26 protein-coding genes are annotated in these 26829 nt (G+C 59.7%); 18 read left to right on the top strand and 8 right to left on the bottom strand.

From position 1 onward, the window contains the following. Positions 1-14 precede the first annotated feature (14 nt). Positions 15-2498 carry an arsenate reductase (azurin) large subunit gene (locus AOZ53_RS18030; RefSeq protein WP_006221920.1) on the bottom strand — a complete coding sequence of 828 codons (2484 nt, stop codon included), beginning with the start codon at positions 2496-2498 and terminating at the stop codon, positions 15-17. Between the two features lie 14 nt (positions 2499-2512). Continuing rightward, positions 2513-3043 carry an arsenate reductase (azurin) small subunit gene (locus AOZ53_RS18025; protein ID WP_006221921.1) on the bottom strand — a complete coding sequence of 177 codons (531 nt, stop codon included), beginning with the start codon at positions 3041-3043 and terminating at the stop codon, positions 2513-2515. 111 nt (positions 3044-3154) lie between these two features. On the opposite strand from AOZ53_RS18025, the gene AOZ53_RS18020 reads away from it, so the two are divergent. From AOZ53_RS18020 to AOZ53_RS18000, 5 genes are all read left to right on the top strand, one after another. After that, positions 3155-4093 (top strand): substrate-binding domain-containing protein, encoded by a 939-nt coding sequence (locus tag AOZ53_RS18020; protein ID WP_006221922.1) that lies wholly within the window; start codon positions 3155-3157, stop codon positions 4091-4093. Beyond that, positions 4090-5607, top strand: coding sequence for a sensor histidine kinase (locus AOZ53_RS18015; protein WP_006221923.1), 1518 nt, complete (start codon positions 4090-4092; stop codon positions 5605-5607). The genes AOZ53_RS18020 and AOZ53_RS18015 overlap by 4 nt, the downstream gene beginning before the upstream one ends. A gap of 17 nt (positions 5608-5624) precedes the next feature. Continuing rightward, positions 5625-6953, top strand: coding sequence for a sigma-54-dependent transcriptional regulator (locus tag AOZ53_RS18010; protein ID WP_006221924.1), 1329 nt, complete (start codon positions 5625-5627; stop codon positions 6951-6953). A 33-nt stretch (positions 6954-6986) separates the two neighbouring features. After that, entirely contained in the window at positions 6987-7478 is a 492-nt protein-coding gene (locus tag AOZ53_RS18005; RefSeq protein ID WP_035212055.1) for a MarR family winged helix-turn-helix transcriptional regulator, read from the top strand. Between the two features lie 105 nt (positions 7479-7583). Continuing rightward, a complete protein-coding gene (locus AOZ53_RS18000) occupies positions 7584-8861 on the top strand; it encodes an FAD-dependent oxidoreductase (protein ID WP_006221926.1) in 1278 nt (425 codons plus the stop codon). 86 nt (positions 8862-8947) lie between these two features. Here AOZ53_RS18000 and AOZ53_RS17995 read toward each other — a convergent pair whose 3' ends face one another. The 6 genes from AOZ53_RS17995 to AOZ53_RS33530 form a co-directional block, all read right to left on the bottom strand. Then, positions 8948-9367 carry a universal stress protein gene (locus AOZ53_RS17995; protein ID WP_100220332.1) on the bottom strand — a complete coding sequence of 140 codons (420 nt, stop codon included), beginning with the start codon at positions 9365-9367 and terminating at the stop codon, positions 8948-8950. Positions 9368-9559: 192 nt separating this feature from the next. Beyond that, positions 9560-10312: an arsenical resistance protein ArsH gene (gene arsH / locus AOZ53_RS17990; protein WP_006221928.1), complete on the bottom strand. Its 753-nt coding sequence runs from the start codon at positions 10310-10312 to the stop codon at positions 9560-9562. Between the two features lie 10 nt (positions 10313-10322). Beyond that, a complete protein-coding gene (locus AOZ53_RS17985) occupies positions 10323-11522 on the bottom strand; it encodes an MFS transporter (RefSeq protein ID WP_006221929.1) in 1200 nt (399 codons plus the stop codon). A 60-nt stretch (positions 11523-11582) separates the two neighbouring features. Further along, positions 11583-12008, bottom strand: a complete 426-nt coding sequence (gene arsC / locus AOZ53_RS17980; protein ID WP_006221930.1) for an arsenate reductase (glutaredoxin) — start codon at positions 12006-12008, stop codon at positions 11583-11585. Positions 12009-12016: 8 nt separating this feature from the next. Further along, positions 12017-13102 carry an ArsO family NAD(P)H-dependent flavin-containing monooxygenase gene (locus tag AOZ53_RS33535; protein WP_035212062.1) on the bottom strand — a complete coding sequence of 362 codons (1086 nt, stop codon included), beginning with the start codon at positions 13100-13102 and terminating at the stop codon, positions 12017-12019. Further along, positions 13102-13425, bottom strand: a complete 324-nt coding sequence (locus AOZ53_RS33530; protein WP_006221932.1) for an ArsR/SmtB family transcription factor — start codon at positions 13423-13425, stop codon at positions 13102-13104. Before AOZ53_RS33530 ends, AOZ53_RS33535 begins: the two co-directional genes overlap by 1 nt. 111 nt (positions 13426-13536) lie before the next feature. Here AOZ53_RS33530 and AOZ53_RS17975 point away from each other — a divergent pair, with 111 nt between their 5' ends. From AOZ53_RS17975 to AOZ53_RS17920, 13 genes are all read left to right on the top strand, one after another. Then, complete coding sequence (locus tag AOZ53_RS17975) at positions 13537-13986, top strand: ArsR/SmtB family transcription factor (RefSeq protein WP_006221933.1); 450 nt, start codon at positions 13537-13539, stop codon at positions 13984-13986. 100 nt (positions 13987-14086) lie between these two features. Beyond that, positions 14087-15109, top strand: a complete 1023-nt coding sequence (pstS, locus tag AOZ53_RS17970; RefSeq protein ID WP_006221934.1) for a phosphate ABC transporter substrate-binding protein PstS — start codon at positions 14087-14089, stop codon at positions 15107-15109. 95 nt (positions 15110-15204) lie between these two features. Beyond that, on the top strand, positions 15205-16194 hold the full coding sequence (pstC, locus tag AOZ53_RS17965; protein ID WP_006221935.1) for a phosphate ABC transporter permease subunit PstC: 990 nt from the start codon (positions 15205-15207) through the stop codon (positions 16192-16194). Continuing rightward, a complete protein-coding gene (pstA, locus tag AOZ53_RS17960) occupies positions 16191-17051 on the top strand; it encodes a phosphate ABC transporter permease PstA (RefSeq protein WP_006221936.1) in 861 nt (286 codons plus the stop codon). Before pstC ends, pstA begins: the two co-directional genes overlap by 4 nt. A 67-nt stretch (positions 17052-17118) precedes the next feature. Further along, on the top strand, positions 17119-17895 hold the full coding sequence (gene pstB / locus AOZ53_RS17955; RefSeq protein WP_006221937.1) for a phosphate ABC transporter ATP-binding protein PstB: 777 nt from the start codon (positions 17119-17121) through the stop codon (positions 17893-17895). A gap of 61 nt (positions 17896-17956) precedes the next feature. Then, positions 17957-18319, top strand: coding sequence for an ArsR/SmtB family transcription factor (locus tag AOZ53_RS33525; RefSeq protein ID WP_081247808.1), 363 nt, complete (start codon positions 17957-17959; stop codon positions 18317-18319). Positions 18320-18331: 12 nt separating this feature from the next. After that, positions 18332-18838, top strand: coding sequence for an arsenate reductase ArsC (locus AOZ53_RS17950; protein ID WP_006221939.1), 507 nt, complete (start codon positions 18332-18334; stop codon positions 18836-18838). Positions 18839-18916: 78 nt separating this feature from the next. Then, entirely contained in the window at positions 18917-19276 is a 360-nt protein-coding gene (arsD, locus tag AOZ53_RS17945) for an arsenite efflux transporter metallochaperone ArsD (RefSeq protein WP_035212057.1), read from the top strand. Positions 19277-19286: 10 nt separating this feature from the next. Next, complete coding sequence (arsA, locus tag AOZ53_RS17940; protein WP_006221941.1) at positions 19287-21071, top strand: arsenical pump-driving ATPase; 1785 nt, start codon at positions 19287-19289, stop codon at positions 21069-21071. A 64-nt stretch (positions 21072-21135) separates the two neighbouring features. Next, a complete protein-coding gene (locus tag AOZ53_RS17935; protein WP_006221942.1) occupies positions 21136-22416 on the top strand; it encodes an arsenic transporter in 1281 nt (426 codons plus the stop codon). 345 nt (positions 22417-22761) lie between these two features. Continuing rightward, positions 22762-24438: an ATP-dependent nuclease gene (locus tag AOZ53_RS17930; RefSeq protein ID WP_223283291.1), complete on the top strand. Its 1677-nt coding sequence runs from the start codon at positions 22762-22764 to the stop codon at positions 24436-24438. Further along, the gene (locus AOZ53_RS17925) at positions 24435-25967 is read left to right on the top strand and encodes a UvrD-helicase domain-containing protein (RefSeq protein ID WP_006227973.1); all 1533 of its coding nucleotides are present in this window, start codon (positions 24435-24437) and stop codon (positions 25965-25967) included. The genes AOZ53_RS17930 and AOZ53_RS17925 overlap by 4 nt, the downstream gene beginning before the upstream one ends. Positions 25968-26132: 165 nt before the next feature. Next, a complete protein-coding gene (locus AOZ53_RS17920; RefSeq protein WP_006227972.1) occupies positions 26133-26627 on the top strand; it encodes a hypothetical protein in 495 nt (164 codons plus the stop codon). Positions 26628-26829 lie beyond the last annotated feature (202 nt).

Genomic DNA, 26829 nt, shown 5'->3' with positions numbered 1-26829 from the left:
CCTTTTGTTGAAAATCAGCCCAGGGTGAATCGGCGGCTCTTGAAACTGATGGTGTTCCGGAACTCCTCGACGGAGCCAACTTTCCGGATATTCCCCCAGGTGCCTTTGTAGTAAGGAATGATGTTGCGGTCGGTCCATTCGGTCGTGACGTCGCCTTGGATTCCGTTGACGTAGCCGAACATCATGAACGTCTGGCCGCGCTTTATTTCAGGCACCGGGTACACCATCGCGTAGGTGGAGCCGTAGTCGTTGTAGACCTCGACCACGTCTGAAGCCTCCACGCCTAGGTCCTGGCAATCGGCAGGGTTGATCTCGATGTACGCCATCGGATAACGGTCTTGCGCAAAGCTGTTGTACTGATCGTGATAGGCCGTTTGCCAGATCTCGTTATTGCGGCCGTTGTTCAACCAGAACTTGTATATCTTCTTTTGGGCGACCACGGGCTCGGGCAGGCCTTTCCACTGCGCCGGCTTGAAGTGAGCTTTTCCGTCGGCGGTGTCGAACTTACCGTCCGTGTAGAGCATTTCGGTGCCTTTGAGCTTCCCATCCGCGTAGGCCTGAACGGGTAACTGAACGCCGTTATTGCCGGCGGCGAGCAACCGTTCGTACGTGACCAGGTGACCGGTATCGCCGCCTTGGCTGTCAATCTTCGGCGCGTCCTTCTGGCCCGCCCGACGAAACCCATCATTGAACGCATCCTCTTCCGTCTTCCAGTCGAATCCGGCGAAACGTTGCGCCATCTTGCTGTTGCCTTCCTTCTCGTACATGGCTTTCAGCGTGTTGGCGATTCGCGCGGCGATCAGGCAGTCCGCTTGCGCTTCCCCGGGCGGGTCCGTGAACTTTTGCGACAGGCGAATGCGCCGCTCGCCATTCATGGACGTCAGGTTCGTTTCGCCCGGGTGCGCCGCTGGAAGCAGCAGATGGGCAGCCTCGGCCAGTTTGGTTGGATAGAGATTGATGCTTGCAACAAACAATCCGCCTCGTTGCGTGGCCGCATAGATGATGTCGACCATCTCTTCGGTTGAAGCGCCGCGCGCTTTCTGCATGGCTTCCTTCACGATGGCGGATCGCTTGAGCACCGCCTCTCGGAGCGCTTGCGCGTTATTGCTGGTCTGGAAGTTGTTGGACCCCCACCAGGTCATCATCCTGCCCTTGCCTTTGATGAGTTCCTGGTCAATGTAGATTTTCTTGTCGCCAGGGTAGGGGGGCCTGGCATAACCCTCTTGGTGCCCACCCATGCGTACACATCCGGTGCCACGGCGCCCCACGTTGTGCGTGGCGATGACCAGATCCAGCAACGCCGACTGAATGACGTAGTTGTCGTTGCCCCAGATGATGCCTTTTTCGTAGGCATGCATGGTGCGCGGAAGCTGCCCTGTCTTCTTCGGCTTGTACGACCACTCCGCCGCCTTCTTCAGGTCGTCGACCGGTACGCCCGTGATCTTGCTGCATTCCTCCAGGGGCATGCGATTCGTGTTGACGGCCTCATCAAATCCCGCCGTGTGCGTCTTGATGAACGGCTTGTCCACCCAGCCCTGTTCAACTACGTAGGTGAACAGCCCGTTGAACAGCGCGATGTCAGTGCCAGGTTCGATCGCCAGATGCAGCACCCGATCTTTTCCGGCAATTTGGCGGGCGATCGCGATGGAAGGCGTGTCGCGAGGGTCCACGAAGACGATGCGGGTATCCGGGAGCTCTTCGCCTGCGAAGCGCGCCTTTTTCTTTTCGACCGTCTGCCCATACAGATTGGGGATCCAGTGATTCAGGAAGTAGTTGGTCTGGGATTCGTAAGGATTATTTCCAATCGACCACAGCACGTCGGCAAGCTCGGCGTCTTCGTAGGCATTGTTGAGCTCGCCGATGCCCATCTCGCGCGTAGCATGGCATTCCGAGTTGTAGGCTGGACGATTGTGGATACGGACCATTGGCGTCTGGAGCGCGGTGAACATCAGCTTGCCCGTGCCCCAGGTGTTTTCGAAGCCTCCGCCAGCCCCACCGTGGTCGAAACAGGAGAACACAATGCCCTCGGGGCCATCGGTATCCAGTACCTTCTTCAGCAGGCCGGCGTACAGTGCCAAGGCGTTGTCCCACGGAACGTCCACCCATTGGTCGGCGGCATACATGCGCGGCTGTTTCAGGCGCGCCTTGCCATCGCCATCGGGCGTGTACATATAGCTGGCCATCCGGCCGCCACGGGTCGAACTCAAGCCGCTGTTGACCACGCATTCCTTGTCCGGAACGATCATGATGTTGTGACGCGAGCCATCCCGCTGCGTGATTACGTTGGTCATCGCCGGGGTAAGCGTCAACGCGAAAGGCGGTAGCTGCTGACGAAAGTCCTGGCCCAGCGCATTCTCCTCGGGTGCCCGGCCTCCCTCGCTTTGCTCCGGCCATTTGTAAACGTGGTACCCACAGCCGACGATACAGAAGTGGCACGTCATATTCGTGCGCGCGGCATCCTTCGGCGGCAAGGTGATGCGGTCTTTGGGTGCGGACATGAGCGTCTCCCGACTTACAGAATGTTGGCCTGGCGGCCGTAGATCAAGCCTTCGACCCCAACCGCGGATATCGCGTCCGAACTGGCGTCATAGCGCAGCAGAATCCGTGGGAGGTTTTCGGTGGCTTGCCCGCAGATCATCTGGCCTGCCTTCTCGGCGTCAAACTCGCTGAAGTGGCACGGGCACTTGAACGTTTTTGTTTTGTTGTCGAAAACTGTGGGGCAGCCCATATGCGTGCACATCGTGCTGTACGCGACGATGTCGTGGTCAGGGCCAACGCCGCCGGGAACGGGATGCCCGAGCTTCACAGCGGTACACGGCGAGGCATTGTCGGGATAGGCGAACTGCAGGGGCGTGTCGGCCGTGAGCTTCTGCGCGACGGCGATGGACTTCACGGGGTAGGGCAGCGTGGTTCCTGTGTGCGGCGCCGTGGCCGGTTGGGCTTGGGCGGGCATGATCGGGATGAGTGTTGCGGCAGCAACAGCACCGCCCGTTCCGCTCAACTTGAGGAATCCGCGCCGGGTAAGGATTTGTGGCTCTGACATGTCGATATTTCCTATTGAAACGAAATGACGGCTTCAGTACTCTGTAGAGCGATAAGCAAAGGGCATGCCAAGTGTCTCTGGCACTGCCCTACACAGGAGGAGACCAAGACCATGGGCACAACGCGATGCCGGAGAGGTAACGTCCAGGCGCCCCAACAGGGGCTGGCGTTACCGTTCGGTAACCGCCGCAGCTTTCTCGCGGCCGGCGTAGCGTCTATCGCGGCCTGTACCTTGCCGCGCAACGCAGCGGCGTCCGCGCCGCTTCTGTTAGGCACGACCGCGGTGTTCCTGGACGACCAGCTCCAACTGCTGGATATCTGGCGGGCCGATCTTCAAGCAGCGCTTAAGCAGGACATTCAGTTCGTCCAACGACGCAGCTACGGGGAAATCGTGGACCTGCTGTTGCGCGGCCAGATCGACGCGGCATGGATCTGTGGCTACCCCTACGTCTTGAACGCCGATAAGCTCAAGCTGCTGGTGGTGCCGCAGTACCAAGGCAAACCGCAGTACCGGTCGTACCTGATCGTGCCCAAGGAGGACCGAAGCACGGCAAGAATTGCAGGCTTGCGCGAACGGGTCTTCGCCTACAGCGACCCACTTTCTAATTCCGGCTTTCTGGTGCCTCGGACGGAACTGCTTGCCGAGCATCAGGACCCGCTACGGTTTTTCAGCAAGGCTTTCTTCACCTTTGCGCACAGCAAAGTTGTGGAGGCGGTCGCGGCGGGGCTGGCCAGCGGCGGGGCGGTCGATGGATACGTCTGGGACAGCATTGCGTCGCAACATGGCGCGCGCGCCGCCGGCACCCGCGTCGCATGGCGATCCCCGGAATATGGGTTTCCGCCCATCGTGGTCGGCGAGCATGTTGCCGACGACACCGCGCTTGCGCTGCGCGATGCTTTGCTCCAGATGCACGCGCGTTCGGATGGCCGCTTGATACTCAAGCGCCTATTCCTCGATCGGTTTGTTGAGGGGGCCGATAGCCTGTACGACGGTATCCGTGGGTTGGTGCGCACGTCAGCGGGCGAAAACCCGGCACGAGATTCTGCATGAAGTCAGCCCGTTGGAACCCCTGGTCCAGAATCAGCTATCGCTACAAGGTGCCGTTGGCCTTGGCCGCCGCGATCGTGGTAACGGAACTGGTGGTTACCGCGACGCTGATGCGAACCGCTTACGTCGGCATGCTGCGAGACACGCGGCAAAGCGCGATGGCGTTAACGCAGGTTTTATCCTTGTCGGTGCGCGAACCCTTGATGCGTGACGATCTGTGGCGGGTCTACGAGGCGTTGCGCATACCGCTCACGGCAGGAGATGGCGCCCCAGGCTTGCGGTCGATCATTGTGCTGGACCCCAGCTTGCATGTGTATGCGTCATCCGATCCGCATCGCTATCCGGTGCTGACGCCCGGCGCCGGTTTGCCCACCGAGCTGGCTGCTGCGGCGCAAACCCTGCGTGACGATCCGCGCACCTTTGTATTCAATACCCCCGATAGCCTGGACGCCACGTTGGCAGTCGCCGGCGCCGCAGTTGTGTCTGAAGATGCGGGATTGGCTGGATACGTGCTGGCGTCTTACGACGCTAGCATCTGGCGCCAGCGCCTGTACGACCTGGTCAGCCAGGTGCTGCTGGTCAGTATTCCCGGGCTGCTGTTGCTACTGGCGCTGGGCTGGTTATGGGGAAACCGCATTGCACGGCCGCTCCTGTCTTTGGCCCAGGCGACTCAGCGTGTCGGGCGCGAACCGGCGGCCAACATCGGACTTTCCTTGCGCAAGGAAGGAAGCGACGAAATCGCGGTGTTGGGGCGCAGCTTTGCATCCATGCTGACGCAACTGGAACGACAGGAAGCGCTTGAACAGGAAATCATTGCCGCCGAACGGCTGGCAGCGGTAGGCCTAGTGGCTGCCGGGGTCGCGCACGAGATCAATAACCCGCTTGGCGGCATGCTCAACGCGTTGGATACCTTGGAAAAGCACGGTTCCTACGATGAATTAACCCAAAGAACAGTCGGCCTGACGCGACGGGGCTTGATGCAGATTCGGCATACGGTCGGTGCCTTGCTGGTGGAGGCGCGCCTGGATTCGGCCTTCATGCACACCACGGATTGGCAGGATCTGCGCTTGCTGATCGAGCCCGAATTATCGGAGAAGAACGCCTCGTTGCTGTGGGACGTCACCACCCGGGACGAATTGCCGCTGCCCGCGCATCTGGTGCGCCAGTTGGTCTTGAACCTGCTCATCAACGCAAAGAACGCCGTGGAACGCGGCGGTAGCGTCAGTTGCACCGTGACCGGAACCGCCGACCGCCTTTCAGTAGAAATTGCAAATTCCGGGCAGCACATTCCACACGATGTGCTGCCCCATTTGTTTGAGCCTTACCGGGTGGATGCCCGGGGAGCGGGGCGGGCAGAGGGCCGCTCCCGCGGACTGGGCCTGTGGGTGACTTACCAAATCGTCACGCAATTGCAAGGCACGATCGAAGTGATAAGCGAAGAAGGCTACACCGCCTTCACCATCACACTGCCTTGCGCCGCACCCATTGAAAAAACGAACTTGGAGCTGACGCCGTGATACAGCCATATGTCTGTTTGATCGAAGACGACGCCATCATGGGCGAATCCATTGTGGAAAGGTTTCGTCTGGAGGGAATCCGTGCCGACTGGTTTTCCAAGGGGTATGAGGCAAGGGAGGCCATCCACGCCAATGCCTATGGCGTGGTGATCAGCGATGTCCGCCTGCCAGACCTGGATGGCGACGAACTTTATCTACAGTTGGTGGCGCAGGGCGGTACATTGCCACCGTTCATCCTGATGACCGCCTATGCCACGGTGGAAAGGGCCGTGGATTTGCTGAAGCTCGGCGTCAAGGACTACGTGACCAAGCCTTTTGACATCGCGACGCTGATCCAGACCGTGCGCGATGTTGTCCCGGCGCAGGCCTCGCCGGAAAGCGATACGGAACTAGGGGTGTCGCAGGCGGCCCAGAATCTACGCCGCATGGTGCCCCGGCTGGCGGGCCGTGCGTCGGCCGTCCTGTTGGTTGGAGAGTCAGGGGTTGGCAAAGAGGTATTGGCACGACTGATCCACAGCCAGGCGGGGCCGGACCTTACCGCGCGGCCGTTCGTAGCCGTGAACTGCGGCGCCATTGCCTCCACCATCGCCGAAGCGGAATTCTTCGGCTATGAAAAGGGGGCTTATACCGGTGCGGACAAGCTACGCAAGGGTTACTTCGAACAAGCCGACGGCGGCACGCTGTTCCTGGATGAAGTCGGAGAGCTATCGCCGGCGCTGCAAGGCGCGCTGTTGCGTGCGATACAGGAAAAGCGTGTCCGCCGACTGGGCGCCGAACACGACACCCACACCAAGTTCGACCTGGTCTGCGCCACCAACCGAAACCTGGCCGAGATGGTCAGCGCCAAGTTGTTCAGGGAAGACCTTTACTACCGGATCAACACCGTCACCCTTGAGGTAAAGCCGCTGCGCGATCGGCCTGAAGACATCCTCTGGCTGGCCAAACGGTTTGCCACCAGCATTGCCGAGCGCCTGGGAGAGCCTGCAAAAACCCTGCACCCGTTGTCACTGGCCAAGATGCAGGCGTACCCCTGGCCGGGCAATATCCGCGAATTGCATAACCGGATCGAACGCGCCTGTCTGGTAAGCCAGTCCAGCGTCTTGTTGCCGGGGGACATCTTTCCTGAAGGTCCGGACGGCGACCATTTTCACGATGAGCCGCAAGGTGGGGAAGAGGCCACGCTCAACGCCTACCAACAGATCTGTGAGCGGCTGTACATCGAAGAGGTGTTGCGCCGGCACGGCGGCCGCATTCAAGAAACGGCCGACGTCTTGAGCATATCCAGGAAGAACCTGTGGCAAAAAATGAAGCGCTACGGTATTGACCTGAAGCGCCAAAGCGAATAACGTTGGCACCAACAACTAATTTAGCCACCAAGAATGAATTCAACAAGAACACGTCTGGCCAGTCGGGACGCCGAAGCGCTCTATGAAGCGGTGAACCAGCTGATCAGGGTCCATCAATTCCGCGATCGCGATCGCATTTGTTGCTATGACGTGTCCGTGGCGCAGTGCTATGCCTTGGAAACCCTGGTCAAGCAAGGGCCGCTGCGGTTGCAGGCGCTTGCGCTGGTGATGTTCCTGGACAAGAGCACGGCCAGCCGAATTGTTGATTCGCTGGAACGCAAGGGCTACGTCACAAGGATCGAAGATGCCGCCGACCGCCGGGCGGTGCAGCTTGAGCCGACCGCGGCGGGGCGCAAGCTGTATCAGACCATTCGGGCGGATCTGGTTGCCGAAGAATTTGCCATGATCGAACACATGAAGCCCGAGGTCCTGGAGGCATCGCTTGATCTGCTGCGGCAGTTGACGCGCGCCGCACAAGCACGTTGTGGCGTCGCCTCGACGTGTGCCGTGGAGTTTGAGCCGTAGAGTCCAAGCCGTAGAAATTGCGGCTTTTTTTTAAGCAAATAGTTGGTAGTACCAATTAAATACGGCTTCGGCCGTGTCCCAACCCCATGAAGAGAGGTACCTGGAATGCGCATCAATGACCACCCCGTCGCAATCATCGGAGCCGGCCCCGTCGGGCTGAGCGCCGCCGCTCATCTGCTGGACAGAGGCATACCCTTCGTCGTATTCGAAGCAGGGGACCAGTCGGGCGCAAGCCTGAACCAGTGGGGACATGTACGGATGTTCTCTCCGTGGGGCTACAACATCGACAAGAAGGCCGGCGAGTTGCTCGCGCAGTCAGGTTGGGTTGCCCCGCCCAGTGACGCTTATCCCACCGGACGCGAATTGCTGGCGCAGTATTTGCAGCCCTTGTCGGAATTGGCGCCGATCAAGCGTTGCCTGAAGACCCATCACCGCGTGATGGCGGTCAGCCGCGTTGGGCACGATGTCATGAGAAGCCAGGATCGCGCTGCCGCACCGTTCCTGCTGCGGGTCAGCGGACCCGATGGCGAGCGGGATGTCCGGGCACGGGCAGTTATCGATGCCTCTGGCACCTGGAACACACCAAACTGGATGGGCGCGCATGGCATCCCGGCCTTGGGAGAAGAGCGGTTCGCGGCCCAGATCGCCTATGGCATTCCCGACATTCTGGGAGACGCCCGGCAGCGATACGCCAATCGTCGAGTGTTGGTGATTGGCGGGGGCCATTCCGCCTTCAATGCGCTTCAGGACCTAGTGGAACTGGCCAGCATTGAACCTGGTACACGGGTTTATTGGGCGATCCGCGGGGCTTCGACCGATCGGCTTTTCGGAGGCGGAGAGAATGACCAGCTTGAGGAGCGCGGTAGGTTGGGAACGACAGTCAAAAAGCTTCTGGACGAGGGAAGGATAGTGCTTTTCACCGGTGTCGACGTTGACCGCGTGAGCGATTCCGACGAGGGCTTGACGGTTCACAGTGGCGTCAAGGCGCTTGCCCCCGTCGACGAGATTGTCGTCGCAACGGGATTTCGTCCCGACCTTCGGTTGATGGCGGAGCTTAGGCTCGAACTCGATCCTGCAACGCAAAGCCCTATTCGCTTGGCTCCAATGATCGACCCGAATGTGCATAGTTGCGGGACAGTTCGGCCCCATGGCGCCTCGGAACTGGGGCATCCCGACGAGGGGGTGTTCGTCGTTGGAATGAAAAGCTACGGGCGTGCGCCTACGTTTCTAATGCTGACAGGCTATGAACAGGTCCGATCTGTTGTGGCCGCACTAGCCGGCGACTTGGAAGCTGCAAAACGAGTGGAGCTTGTGCTTCCTGAGACCGGTGTGTGTAACACGCAAGTTCGTCGTGCAAGCGCTGAAGCAAAGTGCTGCACCTAATCTGCAATTGTCATCGGAGGGCGCAGGCGGAGGTTCAATCTGCGACCCCGCTGCCGATGAAGACGGTCCACGTCGACGAGGTGGTTTTAAGGAAGGATCAGGATGGCCACATCTGCGCGCCCTAAAAGCTCTTTGCACGGGACTCCCAGAATGGCGTTCTTGAGGCCGCCGCAGTGCGAATTGCCTGCGACGATTAGGTCGGCGTCCATCTCACGCCCGAATGCCAAAAGAGACTCAATAGAATCGCCCGCAAGGATATGAAGACGCGGCTGCAATTCGCGTTCTCGAGCTGCGGACAAGAGCGTAGCCCACTCGGTCCCAATCTGCTTATGCACATCAGCGAGGAATGACTCCTCGGATTCGCTCAAAAGCTCATCCAGCTTTGGGCGCACTGCGAGGAACGTCAATGCAGCATGGTTGGCTTGTGCCAAGTCCAAGAGCGCCACCAACGATGGCCGACTCAGGTGTGCGAGGTCGAAATCCACCAGAATGCGCGTAAACATCATCTTCACCCATGAGGCCAGGCAACGTGATTCGCCGGCGTCCCTCAGGCTGATCGGAACGTCGATAGGCTGGATAACCGGTCCGGTCCCACCCGCATTTCTTGAAAAGAACGGAAGCTATTCCGTATGTCCAGGTATATGGAAATAAAGTCCGTTCGTCAAGTTGATGAAGATAAGGAGAGGAGGGCGTAAACCTTATTGGGTCTCCGTCTCATGCGTCATCGCTTCACGAGCCAGGCGTGCGATCTCCTCGGCCATGCCCTTGCGCTCGCTATATCGGTCCGTGAGATAGTCACTTCGGTCCCGCACCAGCAGTGTGAATTTATAGAGTTCTTCCATGACATCCACCACCCGGTCGTAGTAGGGCGAAGGCTTCATGCGGCCGGCTTCGTCAAACTCCTGAAACGCCTTGGCGACTGAGGACTGGTTCGGGATGGTTACCATGCGCATCCAGCGGCCCAGCACGCGCAAGGCGTTTACCGCGTTGAAGGATTGGGACCCCCCCGAAACCTGCATAACCGCAAGCGTGCGGCCCTGTGTCGGCCGCACACTACCCGTCTCCAGCGGCAACCAGTCGATCTGACTCTTGAACACACCCGTAAGCGTGCCGTGCCGCTCGGGGCTGCACCATACCTGCCCCTCGGACCACAGGGATAGTGCACGCAATTCAGCCACTTTTGGATGGTCCGCGGGAACACTATCGGGCAAAGGCAAGCCGCTCGGATCGAAAATCCGGGTCTCGGCGCCGAGCCGCGTCAAAATCCGCGCCGCCTCTTCAGTGAGCAACCGACTGTACGAGCGTTCACGCAGGGAACCGTACAGCAGCAGTATGCGGGGCGGATGCGTCGCGCCGGCCGTCAGCGACAGCTTGTCGTGCGTGGGGACGTCCAGCAAAGAGTCATCCAGGCTCGGAAGATCGAGGTCAGAGGGTGAAGAATACGTCGTCATTGCAATACACTCACTCGGGCAAAAATTGTAGTTTTGGGCGGCTGAGCCACGCTGCCAGCCAGAAGCTTGCGGCCAGTAATAACGCCACCACCAAGATTGAGACAAGCACTCCGTCGTAGGAGGATCCAATGGCCCAAAGGGCCGCGGCGCCCACCGGGGCGGCGGCGCGCGCAAATGTCATCGGCACGGTCAGGAGCCCGTTGATGGCTCCGTAGGCATGTCGGCTCAACATTTCAGGCACAACCATGCCACGAACGATCGTGAATATGCCGTTGGCTCCGCCGTAAACCACGCAGATTGCCGCGACGACAATGAAGTCCGTGTGCAAGTAGGCAAGGGCGCCAAAGGCGAGCGGGAAGACCGTCACCACCGCTGTACCCACCATTCGCATGGAGGCGCGTGCCGCGAAAATGCTTACGACGATTCGGCCCGCCACTTGGGCGGGGCCGATCAAAGCGATGGCTTGAACAACCGAAGCGGTGTCGATGCCTCGCTCGCGCAGTAAGGGGTACATATGGAACGTAAAGGCAGAGAACATGGCCGCGTATGCTGTCAGCGACAACAGCAGCGCCCAGAAAACAGGCCGACGCAGCGCTTCCTGAACAGCTAGGCGATTTCTTTCGCGCTGTTCACCAGGATTGACGTTGTCGGTCGGCCTGGCATCTCGGGCAGGCTGAATAAAGAGCAGGTAGGCGCCGGTGCAGATGATTGCGTTGACCGCAGCTAGTGCGATCAATGCTTCACGCCAGCCCCATAGATTCAACAGCCATTGCACCAGCGGGATAAAGACAGTACTGGCAAAGCCACCCCATAGCGTCAGAGCGGTAATGCCCGCCCGTGAATGACCCGGACCCACGCGGCGCGCGATCACGGCGAAGGCCGGCTCGTAAAGCGTGGCTGCTTGCAACGCGCCCAGGGCTGCGACAAGGACGTAGAAAGCCGGCAGGGACGTCACTTGAGACCAAAGCAACAGCAACCCTCCCGCGAGCAGTGAGGAAAGGCCCATTACCCAACGACCGTGTCCACGATCAACCGCAACACCCACCGGATATGCGGCCAACGCGGCGAGGATCAGCCCGAGCGTGGCAGCGCCATAGAGGTCGGGTTTGCTCCAGCCAAGCTCTTTGCCCATCGCCTCGGCAATCAACGGAAAGCTATAGTAGAGCGATCCCCAGGAACAGATCTGACCTATCCCCAATGCTGTGACCAATCCGTGCGCCTTGTCGGATGGATGCACAGTGTCCGCGGCTGTCGAAGGACTTGGCATGGTTTAGCGCACGCGCTTTCCGCTGTCGTCGATGACCACTTCGCCATCTTCTTTGGTGAACGGGCCGCGCTGGGGAGCCTCGAGGATGTCCAATACCTCCTCGGAAGGTCGGCACAGGCGAACACCCGAAGGAGTCACGACAAACGGGCGGTTGATCAGAATGGGATGCGCCAGCATGGCGTCGATCAACGCATCATCGCTTAAGGATGCGTCGTCCAGCCCAAGCTCGAGATACGGCGTCCCCTTCTGGCGAATAGCGTCACGAACGGTCAAACCTGCTTGGGCGATCAGATCAACGAGGGTGTCGCGATCCGGCGGCGTTTGTAGATATTCGATAACTTGCGGTTCGATCCCCGCGTTGCGTATCAGCGCTAGCGTGTTCCGGGAGGTTCCGCATTGGGGATTGTGGTAGATGGTAACGGTGCTCATATGTGTGATCAGGAGGTGAGAGAAAATGCGGTTTCAACAAAAGCGGCCACTTCGGCCGCAGTGGATTTGGCGGTTCGCATGACGCCAATGAGGGTGGCGGACGCAAAACCCGTCCATTCGCCATAACCGACGAGCCACAGGCCTGGAACATCGGCAGCCTGCGTGCCAGAAACTCGAACTTTGCCATCGGGGTCGAGGATGCCTAGTGCGGCGAGATGCGCCAATGCAGGCCGGAATCCGGTGCACCACACGACAGCGCCGACCACTGACGAAGAACCGTCGGCCCACACGACGCCATCGCACGTAAAGCGCGAGAATGGGCGAACCGATTGCAGTACTCCGCGCTCGCGCGCCTTGCGCACGGGTGGGACCATGACCACATCGCCAAATCCGCCTGGAAGGTCTTCGGGTTGTTTGCCCGACTGCATCGCCTGCCAACGCGCGGTAGCGCGTTCAAATAGAACCCGTCCATCAACGTCATCCGGCAAGAACAGCGGTTCGGTGGACGTTACCCACGTGGTTTGGGCAACCTCGGAAAGCTCTGCGAGAATCTGTGCTCCGGAATTACCGCCGCCAACGACCAACACGCGCTTGCCCGCGTAAGGGGCTGGCGACTGGTAGTGCGCGGAATGGACCTGTTCGCCACGAAAGACGTCCCGGTCGTCGTACGGTGGAATGAATGGAGCGCTCCAGGTGCCTGTGGCGCTGATTACGGCCTTGGCATGCCAAGCGCCCTTGTCAGTATCGACGAAGAATCCTGACTCCCGCTTGCTGATGGACGCAACCGCTACAGGCCGCTCCACCTTGAAGCGGTATCGTTGTTCATAGCGCGCGAGGTATTCAATAACCTGATCTCGCGCCGGGTAACCTTGTGTCGGGGGCATAGGCCAGCCGGGCAGGGAGCTCCACTGTACGGGTGAGAACAGGTGCAACGATTCCCATCCGTGCCGCCATGCTCCGCCCGGACCCGCGCCAGCGTCCAGAAGAATCACCTTTAAAGCGGTACGCCTGAGGAAGTAGGCAACGGCGAGGGCACTCTGGCCACCCCCAACAATGACCACATCCGCATGGCGGTCAGGAGCGACCTCGGACATCAGGCGGCCCCCAGAGTTTCGGAGGAAGAGGGCGCTGGAATTCCGCTGCAGCATTCCGCAGTGAGATAGCTCACTAACTCGTTCATCAAATCGATATTCGCGCGGTAGCGCATGTACCGCCCCTCTTGCTCTACGGTAAGTAGACCTGATTGCGTTAGCGCCTTTAGATGAAACGAAAGATTAGTGGGCGGCAGGTTTAATTCCGCCGCGATCTCCCCGGCAACACAGCCGACTGGAGCGGCGCGCACGAGAAGACGGAATATGTCCAAGCGAACGCCGGAGGCAAGAGATTCGAAAACGCTCACAGCAGTGTTTTTATCCATTCGTCAATACTACAACAATAATTGAAACGTTGAGAAGATAAATTTAGACTGTCATCGAATCGTCATGTGACAAGCACAATATGTCGTTAAATCAAGACATATGGACTTTATATGGAAACCCTCGATTGGCCCTCAGGGCGCCCTCAAGCCATGGTCTCAGCGCTCGCCTCTCCAATCGCCTCGGCAACGAATGCAGCGGAAGCTGTCTCGGTGTTCACTGCGCTGAGCCACTCGACGCGCTTGGCCATTTTCCGGATGTTGATACGCCAGGAGCCGCGCGGAATGGATGCGGCGAAGATAGCCGCCGTCGTCGGCGGGCCGCGCAGCACGGTGTCGCAACACTTGGCTGGGCTTGCGAGAGCTGGTCTGATCGTCGGCAGTAGAACAGGCGAGGTCGTTCGCTATCGTGCGCGGCTCGGAGGCATCTACGGGCTACTTGAATTCATCCTGGAAGACTGCTGCGCGACGCATGCGTGTGGCTGCTTGCCTGACGACGCCGAGCTTGTCATTGGCACGTCGGGACGGGGCAGGCAGGAATTGGAAACTGTCATAAACCGTTAATGAATTTGATTCATTATTTCCATAAATCACGACAGACAGAGATGTTGTGATCAGGGAGTCAAACGGACTTCCTCAATGCACCCTCAAGTGGAGAATAAGCATGTTTGCACAGGCCAAAAGATACGCTGCCGGATTGGGCATTTCCTTCGCACTCGGCATGGTTTCAGCCCAGGCCGCGGATATCACGGGCGCCGGATCGACGTTCGTCTACCCGATCCTGTCGAAGTGGTCCGACACTTACAACACCAAGACGGGCAACAAGATCAACTACCAATCGATCGGTTCGGGCGGCGGTATCGCGCAGATCAAGGCCGGTACGGTCGACTTCGGCGCGTCTGACAAGCCCTTGCCCCCCAAGGAACTCGCAGAGGCCGGTTTGGGCCAGTTCCCGGTGGTCATCGGCGGCGTGGTTCCCGTCGTTAACATCGCCGGCATCGAGCCGGGCAAGCTGCGCTTCACCGGTCCCTTGCTCGCTGATATCTATCTGGGCAAGATCGAAAAATGGAATGACAAAGCAATCGCCGATCTGAACCCGGGGATGAAACTGCCCGACGCAAAGATCACGGTGGTGCATCGTTCGGACGGCTCGGGCACGACCTTCAACTGGGTCAACTACCTGTCCAAGATCAGCCCGGAATGGCAGACCAAGGTGGGTGAGGGCACGTCCGTACGGTGGCCCGTTGGTGTGGGCGGCAAGGGCAACGAAGGCGTCGCCGCATACGTGAAGCAGATCAAGAATTCGATCGGTTACGTAGAACTGGCGTACGCGCTGCAGAACGAGATGTCTTACGCGGCAGTCAAGAACTCGGACGGAAAGTTCGTCGTGCCCAGTGACAAGACGTTCCAATCCGCAGCCGCGCACGCCGACTGGAAGAACTCGCAGGATTTCCATCTGGTGATCACCAACGCGCCGGGTGACGACGCCTGGCCCATCGCGGCAACGGTGTTTGTCATGATGTACAAGCAGCCCAAGGACGCAGCGCGTACGGTCGCCACGCTGGACTTCTTTAAGTGGGCCCTGGAAAACGGCCAGCACGAAGCCGAGGCATTGGACTACGTGCCGCTGCCCAAGGAGCTGGTTGCCCAGATCGAAAGCTACTGGGCCGCGCAGATCAAGCGTTGATCCCAGGAGTCGGTCTCGCCCGGCAGCGCTTGCAGGATCGGCGCCGCCGGGCGAGACCGACAGCCAATTGGCTGCGTTCTTACAGGTTGACGTAAATGTCGAATAATCCGGGTTTTAACCCCGCGCTGGATTTCCAGGCCGAGGAGTCGCGATCGCGCCGCGATGCGTCTTCGGACAAGGTCTTTCGCCGCATTGTTGCCGTAGCCGGCATTTTTGTATTGGTGTCGCTGAGCGGGGCCGCGCTGTCCATGCTGTGGGGAGGCAGGCTCGCCTTCAGCACCTTTGGGTTCGAATTTCTCTGGTCCAGTGATTGGGATGCGGTCAATCACAAGTTTGGCGCGTTGGTGCCGATCTACGGAACCTTGGTGACGGCGTTCATTGCCATGCTGATCGCGGTACCGGTCAGCTTCGGTATTGCGTACTACCTGACTGAAGTCGCGCCCAAGTGGCTGCGCCAGCCGGTAGCGTCGGCGATAGAACTGCTGGCGGGCATCCCGTCCATCATCTACGGCATGTGGGGCCTCTTCGTCTTCGTGCCGGTGATGGCTGAATACGTCAATCCGTGGCTTGACGAACACATCGGCGCGCTTCCCTTCATCGGCGTGCTTTTTTCCGGCCCGCCTCTGGGCATGGGCATGCTGACGGCCGGCATCGTGCTGGCCATCATGGTGGTGCCGTTCATCACATCCGTCATGCGCGAAGTGTTTTTGACGGTGCCCCGCCCGTTGAAAGAGTCCGCCTACGCCCTGGGTTCCACCACCTGGGAAGTCGTCTGGAACATCGTCTTGCCGCACACGCGCTCGGCGGTGATCGGCGGCGTATTCCTGGGGTTGGGCAGGGCGCTGGGCGAAACCATGGCGGTGACCTTTGTATTAGGTAACGCGCATCGGCTGACGCCCTCGTTGCTGGAGCCGGGCAATTCCATTGCGGCCACCATCGCCAATGAGTTCACCGAGGCCGACTCCGACATCTACCTGTCGTCGTTGATCGCCCTGGGTTTCCTGCTGTTTGTCGTGACCTTTGTTGTCCTGGCCATTGCCAAACTGATGCTCAACCGCCTCAATCGTCAGGAGGGAAGGCAATGACCCCGCAAGGCCTGCGTCTGCAACGCATGCGTACCGCGCGAAATCTGGTGTCGGTAGCGCTGTCGATGGCTGCGACCCTGTTTGGGCTGTTCTGGTTGATCTGGATCCTGTGGACCACGGCAACCAAGGGCTTCGCGGCGCTTAAATGGGACCTGATCTTCAAGATGACGCCGCCGCCGGGCGCCGATGGGGGCTTGGCCAACGCCTTGTTCGGCAGCCTGTTGATGAGTGTGGTCGCGATTCTGCTCGGTACCCCCATCGGGATTGCGGCCGGAACGTACCTGGCAGAATACGTGAACCGCCATCGGATCGGCGCGGTGATCCGCTTCGTGAACGACATTCTGCTTTCTGCGCCTTCCATCGTGTTGGGCCTGTTCGTCTACGAACTGGTCGTCCGGCAAATGGGGCATTTCTCCGGCTGGGCGGGCGCCATCGCGTTGGCGTTCATCGTGCTGCCGGTTGTGGTCCGTACCACCGACGAAATGCTGCAACTGGTTCCCAGCCAAATGCGCGAAGCGGCGTTGGCTTTGGGGGTGCCCCAATGGAAAGTGACGGTTCAGGTGTTGTTCCGGGCCGCGTTGCCGGGCATCACGACCGGCGTGTTGTTGGCCTTGGCGCGCATCAGTGGTGAAACCGCGCCCTTGCTCTTTACGGCGTTGAACAACCAATACTGGAACGCGGACCTGAGCGCGCCGATGGCCAGCGTGCCCGCCGTCATCTTCCAATATGCAATGAGCCCCTACGAAAGCTGGCATGCGCTGGCCTGGGCCGGCGCCTTCGTCGTCACGATGTTCGTACTGCTCCTGAGCCTGCTCTCCCGCGCTATCTTGTCACGCAACAAGGTGAATCATGACTGAATTTGCTTTCCCGTCATCGGTATTGAACTCCTCGGCGGCCGGGGCCATTGCGGCCCGCAGCGCCACCTTGGACAATCCGGCCATCGCGACGCAGCCGAAAGTGGTGACTCGCGACCTGTGCTTCTATTACAAGGGTGTCCAGGCGCTGAACAACGTCAATATCGAACTGGCTTCCAATCGCGTTACCGCGCTGATCGGCCCGTCCGGCTGCGGCAAATCGACCCTCTTGCGTGTCTTTAATCGTATCTACGCGATTTATCCAGGGTTGGAAGCGCGCGGCGAGGTCTTGCTGGACAACCAGAACATTCTGGACCCCGAGTATTCGATCAACCGCTTGCGTAGCAAGGTGGGGATGGTGTTCCAGAAGCCGGTCCCGTTTCCGATGTCGATCTACGACAACGTTGCCTACGCCATCCGGCACTACGACCGCTTACCCAAGGCCGAGATGGACGTCAGGGTGGAAGCGGCATTGCGCAACGCCGCGCTCTGGGACGAGGTCAAGGACAAGCTGGAGCAGAACGCGCTGGGGCTGTCGGGCGGCCAGCAACAGCGGCTATGCATCGCCCGCGCAATTGCCCTGAGCCCCGACGTGTTGCTGCTGGATGAACCGACTTCCGCACTGGACCCGATCTCCACCGCAAAGATCGAACAGCTGATTGCCGAGCTGAAGAAGGACTACACCGTCCTGATCGTGACGCACAACATGCAACAGGCTGCGCGTTGTTCTGACTACACCGGGTTCATGTGCGCCGGCGAACTGGTCGAGATGGGCCGGACCGACGACCTGTTCACCAAACCGAAGCGTGAACAAACTTCCGACTACATCACCGGCCGCTTCGGCTAGCCATCACCCGCGACCCTAAATCAGGGTTTACAGTCTTCCACTATTCCACGATAATCGAAAAATGGAAATGAAAGATGCTGTCAAAGCCCTCGCCGCGATCGGACACGAATCGCGCCTTACCGTCTACCGCCTGCTGGTCCAGGCGGGGCCGGAAGGTCTGCCTGCCGGCCAACTATCGGAAAAGACGGGCATCCCTCCCTCTTCGCTTTCTTTTCACTTGAAAGAGCTGGTGTATGCCGGCTTGTTGACGTCGCGGCAGGAAGGAAGGTTTGTCATCTATGAAGCTCGATTCGAGTCGATGGCGGAACTGTTGGCCTACCTGACTGACAACTGCTGCGGTGGCCAACCTTGTGCCCCGACAAGCGTCACCGCTTGTGCCCCACATGCAGCCGCTCGCGCGCGGCGCGTGAACAACCTCTCTTGAAGAGTCCGCATCATGACCGAGAAAGTCTATAACGTTCTATTTTTGTGCACCGGCAACTCGGCGCGCAGCATTATGGCGGAAGCCTTGCTCAATACGCTGGGGAAGGGCCGCTTCCATGCGTACAGCGCGGGCAGCTATCCGGGTGGCACCGTGAATCCGTTCGCGATCGAACGAGTGCAAGTGTTGGACTACCCGATAGAGCAACTGCGCAGCAAAAGCTGGGACGAATTCGCCGCGCCGGACGCACCCCAGATGGATTTCATCATCACCGTGTGCGACAACGCCGCCGGCGAAGTCTGCCCGGTTTGGCCAGGCCGGCCGATCTCTGCCCATTGGGGCTTTGAAGATCCTGCCGCCGCGGAGGGCACCGATGAAGAGAAGCGCCGCGTCTTCGAAAAGATCTTTCGGCAGATCTCCGCCCGCATCAATATTTTTGCCAACCTGCCCATCGCGGCGTTGGATAAGGCAGCGATTCATCGCGAGTTGAAGCAGATTGGTGAAAGCAAGCCGGCCGAGTAATGCCGTGCTAATGCTCATGACGCCTGTCGATGGGCCATTTTTTTTGACGAATATTTCGAAAATTCTTGGAGCGTCAAAATGAAAACCATACAGATATTTGACCCGGCCCTGTGCTGCAGCACAGGCGTGTGTGGCTTGGACGTGGATCAGGCTTTGGTAACGAGTGCGGCCGACATCGATTGGGCGAAGCGGCAAGGCGCAAACATCGAACGGCTCAACCTGGCCCAACAGCCCTTGGCGTTTGCGCAGAACGCGGTGGTGAGCGCGTTTCTGACGCGCTCGGGCGCGGAAGCGCTTCCTTTGACCTTGGTTGATAACGAGATTGCGTTGGCGGGCAGATATCCCACGCGCGAGGAACTCGTGCGATGGACAGGTATCGAAGCCCCCGGCGACGCCAAACCGCAGTCGGGTTGTTGTGGCGGCAATCGCACCTGCTAAGGGGACGGCCATGAAATTTCTAGATGCAGCTCCCAGGTTTTTCTTCTTTACCGGCAAAGGCGGAGTCGGCAAGACCTCGCTGGCTTGCGCGGCGGCCGTCTTGCTGGCGGAGCAGGGCAGGCGTGTGCTGTTGGTCAGCACTGATCCCGCATCGAACGTGGGGCAGGTATTCGGCGTTGATATCGGCAACCACATCACCGCGATTGCCGCCGTGCGCAACCTGTCGGCGCTGGAAATTGACCCGCAAGGCGCGGCCCAACAGTACCGGGACCGAATCGTGAACCCGGTGCGCGGCGTCTTGCCCGACGATGTGGTGCGGGGCATTGAAGAATCCTTGTCGGGCGCCTGCACCACGGAGATTGCGGCGTTTGACGAATTCACGTCTTTGCTGACGGACTCAAACCTGACGTCGGACTTCGATCACGTCATTTTCGACACGGCGCCCACGGGGCATACCATCCGCCTGTTGCAGTTGCCGGGAGCCTGGAGCAGCTTTCTGGATGCTGGCCAAGGCGATGCGTCATGCCTGGGGCCGCTGGCCGGCCTGGAAAAGCAACGTTCCCAGTACCGCGAAGCCGTCGCGGCGTTGGCGGACCCGCAACGCACGCGCCTGGTGCTGGTCACGCGCGCGCAGCGGGCCACGCTCGAAGAGGCCGCGCGGACTAGCCAGGAGCTGGCGGGCATCGGGCTGTTGCAGCAGCACCTGGTCATCAATGGTGTCCTGCCTGCCGCGGCCGTCCAGCATGACGATCTGGCCGCGGCCGTCTATGCACGAGAGCAGGCCGCCATCGAGGCCATGCCCGCACCGCTTGTGGCCTTGCCCAAGGACCAGGTCACCTTGAAAGCCTTCAACGTCGTTGGGCTGGAAGCCTTGCGCCACCTGCTCAGCGACGCCGCGCTTGATGCCGACGAGCCGAACCGTGTTGACGTTCCCAAGATCGAAGCCCCTGATCTGGCATCGCTGGTTGATGGCATTGCCGCCGACGGGCACGGCCTGGTCATGGTGATGGGCAAGGGCGGCGTGGGCAAAACCACGCTGGCCGCGGCGATCGCGGTCAACCTTGCGGAACGTGGCCTGGCGGTGCACCTGACCACGTCGGATCCCGCGGCGCATCTGGCACGTACGCTGGAAGGCACGCTCCCCAATCTGACGGTCAGCCGCATTGACCCGCGAGTCGAAACCGAGCGCTACCAGCAGTACATATTGGCGACCAAAGGCGCCAAGCTGGACGCGCACGGGAAGGCCTTGCTGGAAGAGGATTTGCGTTCGCCATGCACCGAGGAAATTGCCGTCTTCGGCGCGTTTTCCCGCATCGTGCGCGAGGCCGGCACCAAGTTCGTCATCATGGATACCGCGCCCACCGGCCACACTTTGCTGCTGCTGGATGCAACCGGCGCCTATCACCGGGACATCGCCCGCCAGATGTCGGGCAGCAATGTCCACTACACCACGCCGATGATGCAATTGCAGGACCCTACGCAGACCAAGGTGCTGCTGGTCACCCTGGCGGAGACCACGCCCGTGTTGGAGGCCGCCATTCTTCAGGAAGACCTGCGCCGCGCCGGCATCGAGCCCTGGGCCTGGCTGGTCAATAGCAGCATCGCCGCGGCGGGACCGACATCGGCCTTGCTATGCCAACGCGCTTTCAATGAACTGCGCGAAATGGACGGCATCGCCAAGCTACACGCGAAGCGATACGCCGTCGTGCCCTTGCTGAAGTCCGAACCCGTCGGCATCGAGCGCCTGCGGCAATTGGCCAGCCACCACCATGACGCCGCGCCAAGCCTTGCGTAGTTACCCACGTAATGACCCTTTATCGCTTCAACCTTCAATCCACAAATAAAAAAGAGTTCGCCCAATGTTTGGTGCAATAGCAATTTTTGTTCTTACGCTCGTGCTCGTGATCTGGCAGCCCCGTGGCCTGGGGATCGGGTGGAGCGCCAGTTTGGGCGCCGTCCTTGCGCTTGTCGCCGGCGTGGTCCACGTCGGTGACATCCCGGTGGTGTGGAATATCGTCTGGAACGCCACCGCCACCTTTATCGCCGTCATCATCATCAGCCTGTTGCTCGATGAGGCGGGCTTTTTTGAATGGGCCGCCTTGCACGTGGCGCGATGGGGCAAGGGTAGCGGTCGGGCGCTGTTCGCGCTGATCGTGTTGCTGGGCGCGGCGGTCGCGGCGCTGTTTGCGAACGACGGCGCCGCGCTGATCCTGACGCCCATCGTCATGGCCATGTTGCTGGCACTGGGATTCAGCCCGGCCGCCACCTTGGCCTTCGTCATGGCGGCAGGTTTTATCGCGGACACCGCCAGCTTGCCATTGATTGTGTCCAATCTGGTCAATATCGTTTCCGCCGACTTCTTCGACATCGGCTTCAACCGTTATGCCGCGGTGATGGTGCCTGTCAATTTCGTTGCGGTGGCAGCGACCTTGGCGGTGCTGATGCTGTATTTTCGTAAGAGCATTCCCGCGCGATACGACGCGGGCCAGCTCAAGCCGCCTGCGGCAGCCATCCGCGACGCGGGCACTTTTCGTGCCGGCTGGGTCGTCCTGGTGTTGCTGCTGATCGGATTTTTCGGCCTGGAGCCGTTGGGCGTGCCCGTGAGCGCCGTGGCGGCAGTCGGGGCGGCAATCCTGCTGCTGGTTGCAGGACGCGGCCATATCATCAGCACGCGCAAGGTCATACGCGAAGCGCCGTGGCAGATCGTGATCTTCTCGTTGGGGATGTACCTGGTCGTTTACGGCCTGCGCAACGCCGGCCTGACCCAATACCTGGCTGATCTGCTGAGCGGGATCGCGGAGCAGGGGATCTGGACGGCCACGATCGGTACGGGCCTGGTGGCGGCATTCCTGTCGTCCATCATGAACAACATGCCGACGGTGCTGGTAGGCGCCTTGTCGATCGACGCCAGCCAGGCCAGCGGCGTCGTCAAGGAAGCGATGGTCTACGCCAATGTGATCGGTAGCGATCTGGGGCCGAAGATCACCCCGATCGGGAGCCTGGCGACGTTGCTTTGGCTGCATGTATTGGAGCGCAAAGGCACCGTGATCTCGTGGGGCTATTACTTCAAGGTTGGCATTGTGCTGACGCTGCCGGTGCTTCTGGTGACGCTGGCTGCCTTGGCAATCAGGCTAGGGTAGCGAGGGCGAGGGTGCTCATATCTCAGACAAAGACCGCTTCTGGCCGAAAGCGGTCTTCGGTTTTTCTTGTCGCGACGGCGGCTCATACGAATACTGTTTATTGAGTTGAGTGCTGCTAAGCTACGTGCGTTTAGCATTTTGTTGCAGTTGCGGAATGAGCGTGATCGTAAACCTGTGAGGGTATTCGAAGCTCGCATTCCATGAATGAGGTGAGAGAGTGGCTTGCCGGCTTAGCTCTTATTGCCCGCAATTGATAATGACATGGCCCACACAGCACATATTCGTAAACTAACTATTCAACGCTTCAGGGGCATCCACTCCCTAACATGGCTGCCTGCGGAAGGAATGAACGTCATCCTGGGTGGGGGTGACGTCGGAAAAACGACCATCCTCGAAGCGATTGCATTGCTGCTTTCACCGTCGAACACTGCGGTCCTCTCTGAGGCCGATTACTGGGCGCGCGACAACGCGCAGGAGTTCGTCATCGAAGCCGTCATGACCCTACCCGATACGACCGGGATCGGCTCGCAGAGCACTTTCGCCTGGCCGTGGGCGTGGGACGGGCAGAATGCGATACCTCCGTCAGCCGACGAAGAAGGAGACCTTGCCGCGCCCGGCGAGCCGGTATATCGCGTTCGGGTACGGGGTACCGCGGAATTGGAACTCGCGTGGGAGGTCATGCAACCCAACGAAGAATTGGCCCATTTTTCGTCAGCCGTTCGCCGGCGTATCGGCTCGGTTCGAATGAGTGCTGATGAGCGCAATGATCGCGATCTGCGGCTTGTCTATGGCTCGGCGCTGGATCGGTTGTTGGCCGATAGCGCATTGCGGGCCCGCATCGGCAAGGAGGTAGCAGGGCTCGATTTGCACGATTCGCTCAATGACAAGGGTAAGAAGGCGATCGAATCGCTGGATGCGCGTATGGCCGGTGCCGCGCTTCCCAGCAATTTGAAACTCGGTCTCACGACCAGCCAGGGGTTGTCCATCGGCGCGCTCATCGGACTAGTGGCGACCGAGAATGACGTGGCGTTGCCTCTGAGTAGTTGGGGGGCTGGCACCAGACGTATGTCCGCGCTCGAAATCGCATCGTCAACGGACAAGGAAGCTAGCATTACGCTCATCGATGAGATCGAGCGCGGGCTTGAGCCGTACCGTCTGCGCAAGCTCATCAAGATCCTGGCCGGCCAACACGGGCAGATTTTCCTCACGACGCATAGCCCTATCGCCATTTCGTGTGCCGAGGACGCGCACCTCTGGTATCTGGACAGCGCGGGCTCCATCGGTGCGCTGCCTCGGGACAAGATCGGGCCGCAGCAGAAGCGCGATCCTGAAACATTCCTGGCGCGTGTGGCCGTCATCGCAGAAGGACCCACCGAAGTCGGCTTTTTGCAGTATCTATTAGAGAGGGCCTTTAAGGGCAACCCGCTTGATTACGGGGTGCGAGTCTGCGATGGTCAGGGAAACGGTGCGACCTTGGATCTGTTGGAGACGCTCGCGTCTTCCGGTTTGCTATTTGCCGGCCTGGCTGACGACGAAGGTACCGCACCAGAGCGGTGGAAGAAGCTGAAGGACAAGCTCAAAGGACGATTGCACCAGTGGCCCAAGGGCTGCACCGAGGACCATGTGATCGGGGCCGTCCCTGAAGAAAATCTCCTCGCACTGCTGAGGGATGCAGAAGGCGAGGTGGATGGCTATCGACTCCGGACTTTGGCGGAGCGCCTCGGACTTCAAGACAAGAGCGTGGAGACGATAGATGCGGCGCTGAAAGCATCGGGAAAGACGTGGCGTACTTTGATAATAGCGGCCGCCAGCGGCAGTAAGGATGGTGCGCCTGCAGGTCAAGAAAAGGCTTGGAAGAAGCACTCCCAGCAATGGTTCAAGTCCACTGTCGGTGGCCAAGAGTTGGCCCAAAAAATGGTCGCGTTAGGCGCTTGGAAGAAAATAGAGCCGCAATTGCTTCCATTGATCAACGCGGTATTGACAGCCGTGGGTCACAAGGCTCTGCAAGAGCTCGATCTATGAGCGACCACGCCGTTGCCAATCTTCTCCGCTCACCCGAGCGGCTGGTGATCATTGAAGCTGCGGCGGGCTGCGGCAAGACATACCAAGCCGCCGCGTACGCGCAGGAGGTGGTTGGGGCGATCGGTGATGGCCGCTTGCTCATCCTGACGCACACCCACGCCGCGTGCTCTGTCTTCGCAGAACGCACGAAGAAGGCAGGGGCGCGCGTCGAGATCAAGACCATCGATGCCTTGATAGCGCAGATCGCACTGGCTTACCATGAGCCACTTGGTCTTCCACGCGATCTGACCTCCTGGGCTTGGCAGGACGGCGGGCGAGGCTTTGAAATCATGGCAACCAAGGTCGCAGGATTTCTGCGGCATCAGCCAATGGTGGCTCGTGCACTGGCCCAACGCTATCCAGTCATCGTGTGCGATGAGCACCAGGACACGAGTGTCGATCAGCACAGTGTTGTCATGTCCTTGCTGTCTGCTGGAGCAGTTGTCCGGATCTTTGGTGATCCCATGCAGCGGATTTACGGCGCCAAGACCGACAAAGCCGCGCGCGAGGATCGTGCCCGCTGGGACGCTTTGAAGGCGCAGGGAGCAGGCGAGAAGCTGATCACGCCCCACCGCTGGCAGACCGGTTGTCCTCTGTTGGGGGCTTGGGTCATCGAGGCGCGGGAGAGCTTGGAACGCGGAATTCCAATAGACCTGACTGGAGCGCTGCCTCCATCAGTTAGGGTGCTTGTCGGAAACAACACGGCTCAGATGCGTACGGGCTACAAACTGTCCAAGGAGCATAGAGCACCGATCGACAAGGTGCTGAAAAGCAGCTCACAGCTTATGATTCTCGCATCGCAGAACGACTTGGTGTCGGCACTTCGGGCGTTCTGGTTTCGTACAGTACCAATTTGGGAAGGTCATACGCGTAATGCGCTAGGGGCGCTCGTACAGACACTGCGCGCAGGTCATGGTGATCCGGAAGCACTGGCGCAGGGTGTCATCACTTTCATGGGCAGCGTCGCAGCGGGATTCAGCTCGTCCAGCCACGGTGACCGACTTTTGCAGGAAGTTCGCACCGGCGCGGCGCGCTCCACCACCGGAAAGCCGGCCAACATCCAAGCGGTCGCACGATGTCTCCTGAATAGTCCCTCACATACGGGCGTGTCGAACGCGCTCGCAAAAATTGCTGCGCTGGTGAAGGAAAACGCCGCAGGCTTTGACACAGTGAAGATTGATCACTGGTCCGAACTGCGGGATGCCGTGCGCATTGGTCAGTTTGCAGATCCGGACGAAGGATTTGCGGAGGTGTCGCGTATGCGCTCCCATTCCCATCCGTCATTACCCCCAAAGGTGCTCAGCAGCATTCACAAGGCGAAGGGCCTGGAGTGCGACCACGCGATGCTGATGGCCTGCGACAAGGGGCAGTTCACATCGACCCTGTACGCCAAGTCCAAGATGTATGTAGCCTTTAGCAGGGCGAAAAAGTCACTAACCTTAGTGGTTTCGACATCCAATCCGAGTCCCCTTTTCAAGCTCCGTTGGTGAATTAGCCCCAATTACCGGCTGTCCGCGTACCTGAACTAGCGGGCGTGAGTGGCAGGCGGGTCAAGGTTGTCCTTTAATTTCCCATGAATCTTGCCGTTGTTCCTTCAGGGCGCGCGCATGGTCCGGCGTGTCTCCGATAGGAGCAGGATATAGGGAGATGTAGGGATGGACGGAAATTCGCAGTTTCAGGGCATCGACAAGGAGTATCCCAGGTTCCAATACCCCGGCCTGATGTCTGTTGGCACGTGCTTTTTGCGTGCCAGGGTGCGACATGACAGCCTGGTAATCGTCTGTGCGCAGCTTTACGACTATCACGGGACATCGGTGACGAATGCCATCGAAGAGGTGCGCGAAGCAGCTATCGTGCAGTTGCACGACGACGTCGGGCTGCAGCACCTCATGCCCGCAAGGAAGTGGTGGCAACGCAAGCCTGTTCGAGAGGAAGTGCTTGCCAATGCGGCTGCCCTGAGCACGATCATCGAGCATTGGCCAAAAGGGCGGGGCCTCGCGCCCGCCGGGTCTTTTGCGATCGTCGAATTTGACGACGCAGGAAAGCCGGAATGGGATTATCGGCCCCAAGCGATGGCGGCGCGGGCATGCGCGGTAGAGGAGGAATTTTTGACGGTGGATCCTGAGAGGCTGTATTTCCGCCAATGTTGATACTGGTTACATATACAGTGATACGTACAGAGGCAAATTCTTCGTCGTACCCGGTCTGGCTGGGAAGGATGGGTTGCGCGATGCTCAAATTTGAGCAACAATAGCCCTAACGCAATAGCTGGTGAGCCTTCGGGCAAAAGCGTTGACTGCCGCGCAAGCGGTTCCGCCAAAAGCGGAGGCAACAGAACGCCAGACTACGGGG

It is taken from the genome of Achromobacter sp. 2789STDY5608621 (genome assembly GCF_001299375.1).
GTDB lineage: Bacteria > Pseudomonadota > Gammaproteobacteria > Burkholderiales > Burkholderiaceae_B > Achromobacter > Achromobacter insuavis.
Note: the sequence above shows the minus strand (reverse complement) of the source record. Positions and strands in the feature narration are given on the sequence as shown.

Excerpts from the sequence above, each read along its gene's own strand:
- AOZ53_RS18030 (WP_006221920.1), bottom strand. The coding sequence starts at position 2,498 with ATGTCCGCACCCAAAGACCGCATCACCTTGCCGCCGAAGGATGCCGCG.
- AOZ53_RS18025 (WP_006221921.1), bottom strand. The coding sequence starts at position 3,043 with ATGTCAGAGCCACAAATCCTTACCCGGCGCGGATTCCTCAAGTTGAGC.
- AOZ53_RS18020 (WP_006221922.1), top strand. The coding sequence starts at position 3,155 with ATGGGCACAACGCGATGCCGGAGAGGTAACGTCCAGGCGCCCCAACAG.
- AOZ53_RS18015 (WP_006221923.1), top strand. The coding sequence starts at position 4,090 with ATGAAGTCAGCCCGTTGGAACCCCTGGTCCAGAATCAGCTATCGCTAC.
- AOZ53_RS18005 (WP_035212055.1), top strand. The coding sequence starts at position 6,987 with ATGAATTCAACAAGAACACGTCTGGCCAGTCGGGACGCCGAAGCGCTC.
- AOZ53_RS18000 (WP_006221926.1), top strand. The coding sequence starts at position 7,584 with ATGCGCATCAATGACCACCCCGTCGCAATCATCGGAGCCGGCCCCGTC.
- AOZ53_RS17995 (WP_100220332.1), bottom strand. The coding sequence starts at position 9,367 with ATGATGTTTACGCGCATTCTGGTGGATTTCGACCTCGCACACCTGAGT.
- arsH (WP_006221928.1), bottom strand. The coding sequence starts at position 10,312 with ATGACGACGTATTCTTCACCCTCTGACCTCGATCTTCCGAGCCTGGAT.
- arsC (WP_006221930.1), bottom strand. The coding sequence starts at position 12,008 with ATGAGCACCGTTACCATCTACCACAATCCCCAATGCGGAACCTCCCGG.
- AOZ53_RS33535 (WP_035212062.1), bottom strand. The coding sequence starts at position 13,102 with ATGTCCGAGGTCGCTCCTGACCGCCATGCGGATGTGGTCATTGTTGGG.
- AOZ53_RS33530 (WP_006221932.1), bottom strand. The coding sequence starts at position 13,425 with ATGGATAAAAACACTGCTGTGAGCGTTTTCGAATCTCTTGCCTCCGGC.
- AOZ53_RS17975 (WP_006221933.1), top strand. The coding sequence starts at position 13,537 with ATGGAAACCCTCGATTGGCCCTCAGGGCGCCCTCAAGCCATGGTCTCA.
- pstS (WP_006221934.1), top strand. The coding sequence starts at position 14,087 with ATGTTTGCACAGGCCAAAAGATACGCTGCCGGATTGGGCATTTCCTTC.
- pstC (WP_006221935.1), top strand. The coding sequence starts at position 15,205 with ATGTCGAATAATCCGGGTTTTAACCCCGCGCTGGATTTCCAGGCCGAG.
- pstA (WP_006221936.1), top strand. The coding sequence starts at position 16,191 with ATGACCCCGCAAGGCCTGCGTCTGCAACGCATGCGTACCGCGCGAAAT.
- AOZ53_RS33525 (WP_081247808.1), top strand. The coding sequence starts at position 17,957 with ATGGAAATGAAAGATGCTGTCAAAGCCCTCGCCGCGATCGGACACGAA.
- AOZ53_RS17950 (WP_006221939.1), top strand. The coding sequence starts at position 18,332 with ATGACCGAGAAAGTCTATAACGTTCTATTTTTGTGCACCGGCAACTCG.
- arsD (WP_035212057.1), top strand. The coding sequence starts at position 18,917 with ATGAAAACCATACAGATATTTGACCCGGCCCTGTGCTGCAGCACAGGC.
- arsA (WP_006221941.1), top strand. The coding sequence starts at position 19,287 with ATGAAATTTCTAGATGCAGCTCCCAGGTTTTTCTTCTTTACCGGCAAA.
- AOZ53_RS17935 (WP_006221942.1), top strand. The coding sequence starts at position 21,136 with ATGTTTGGTGCAATAGCAATTTTTGTTCTTACGCTCGTGCTCGTGATC.
- AOZ53_RS17930 (WP_223283291.1), top strand. The coding sequence starts at position 22,762 with ATGAACGTCATCCTGGGTGGGGGTGACGTCGGAAAAACGACCATCCTC.
- AOZ53_RS17925 (WP_006227973.1), top strand. The coding sequence starts at position 24,435 with ATGAGCGACCACGCCGTTGCCAATCTTCTCCGCTCACCCGAGCGGCTG.
- AOZ53_RS17920 (WP_006227972.1), top strand. The coding sequence starts at position 26,133 with ATGGACGGAAATTCGCAGTTTCAGGGCATCGACAAGGAGTATCCCAGG.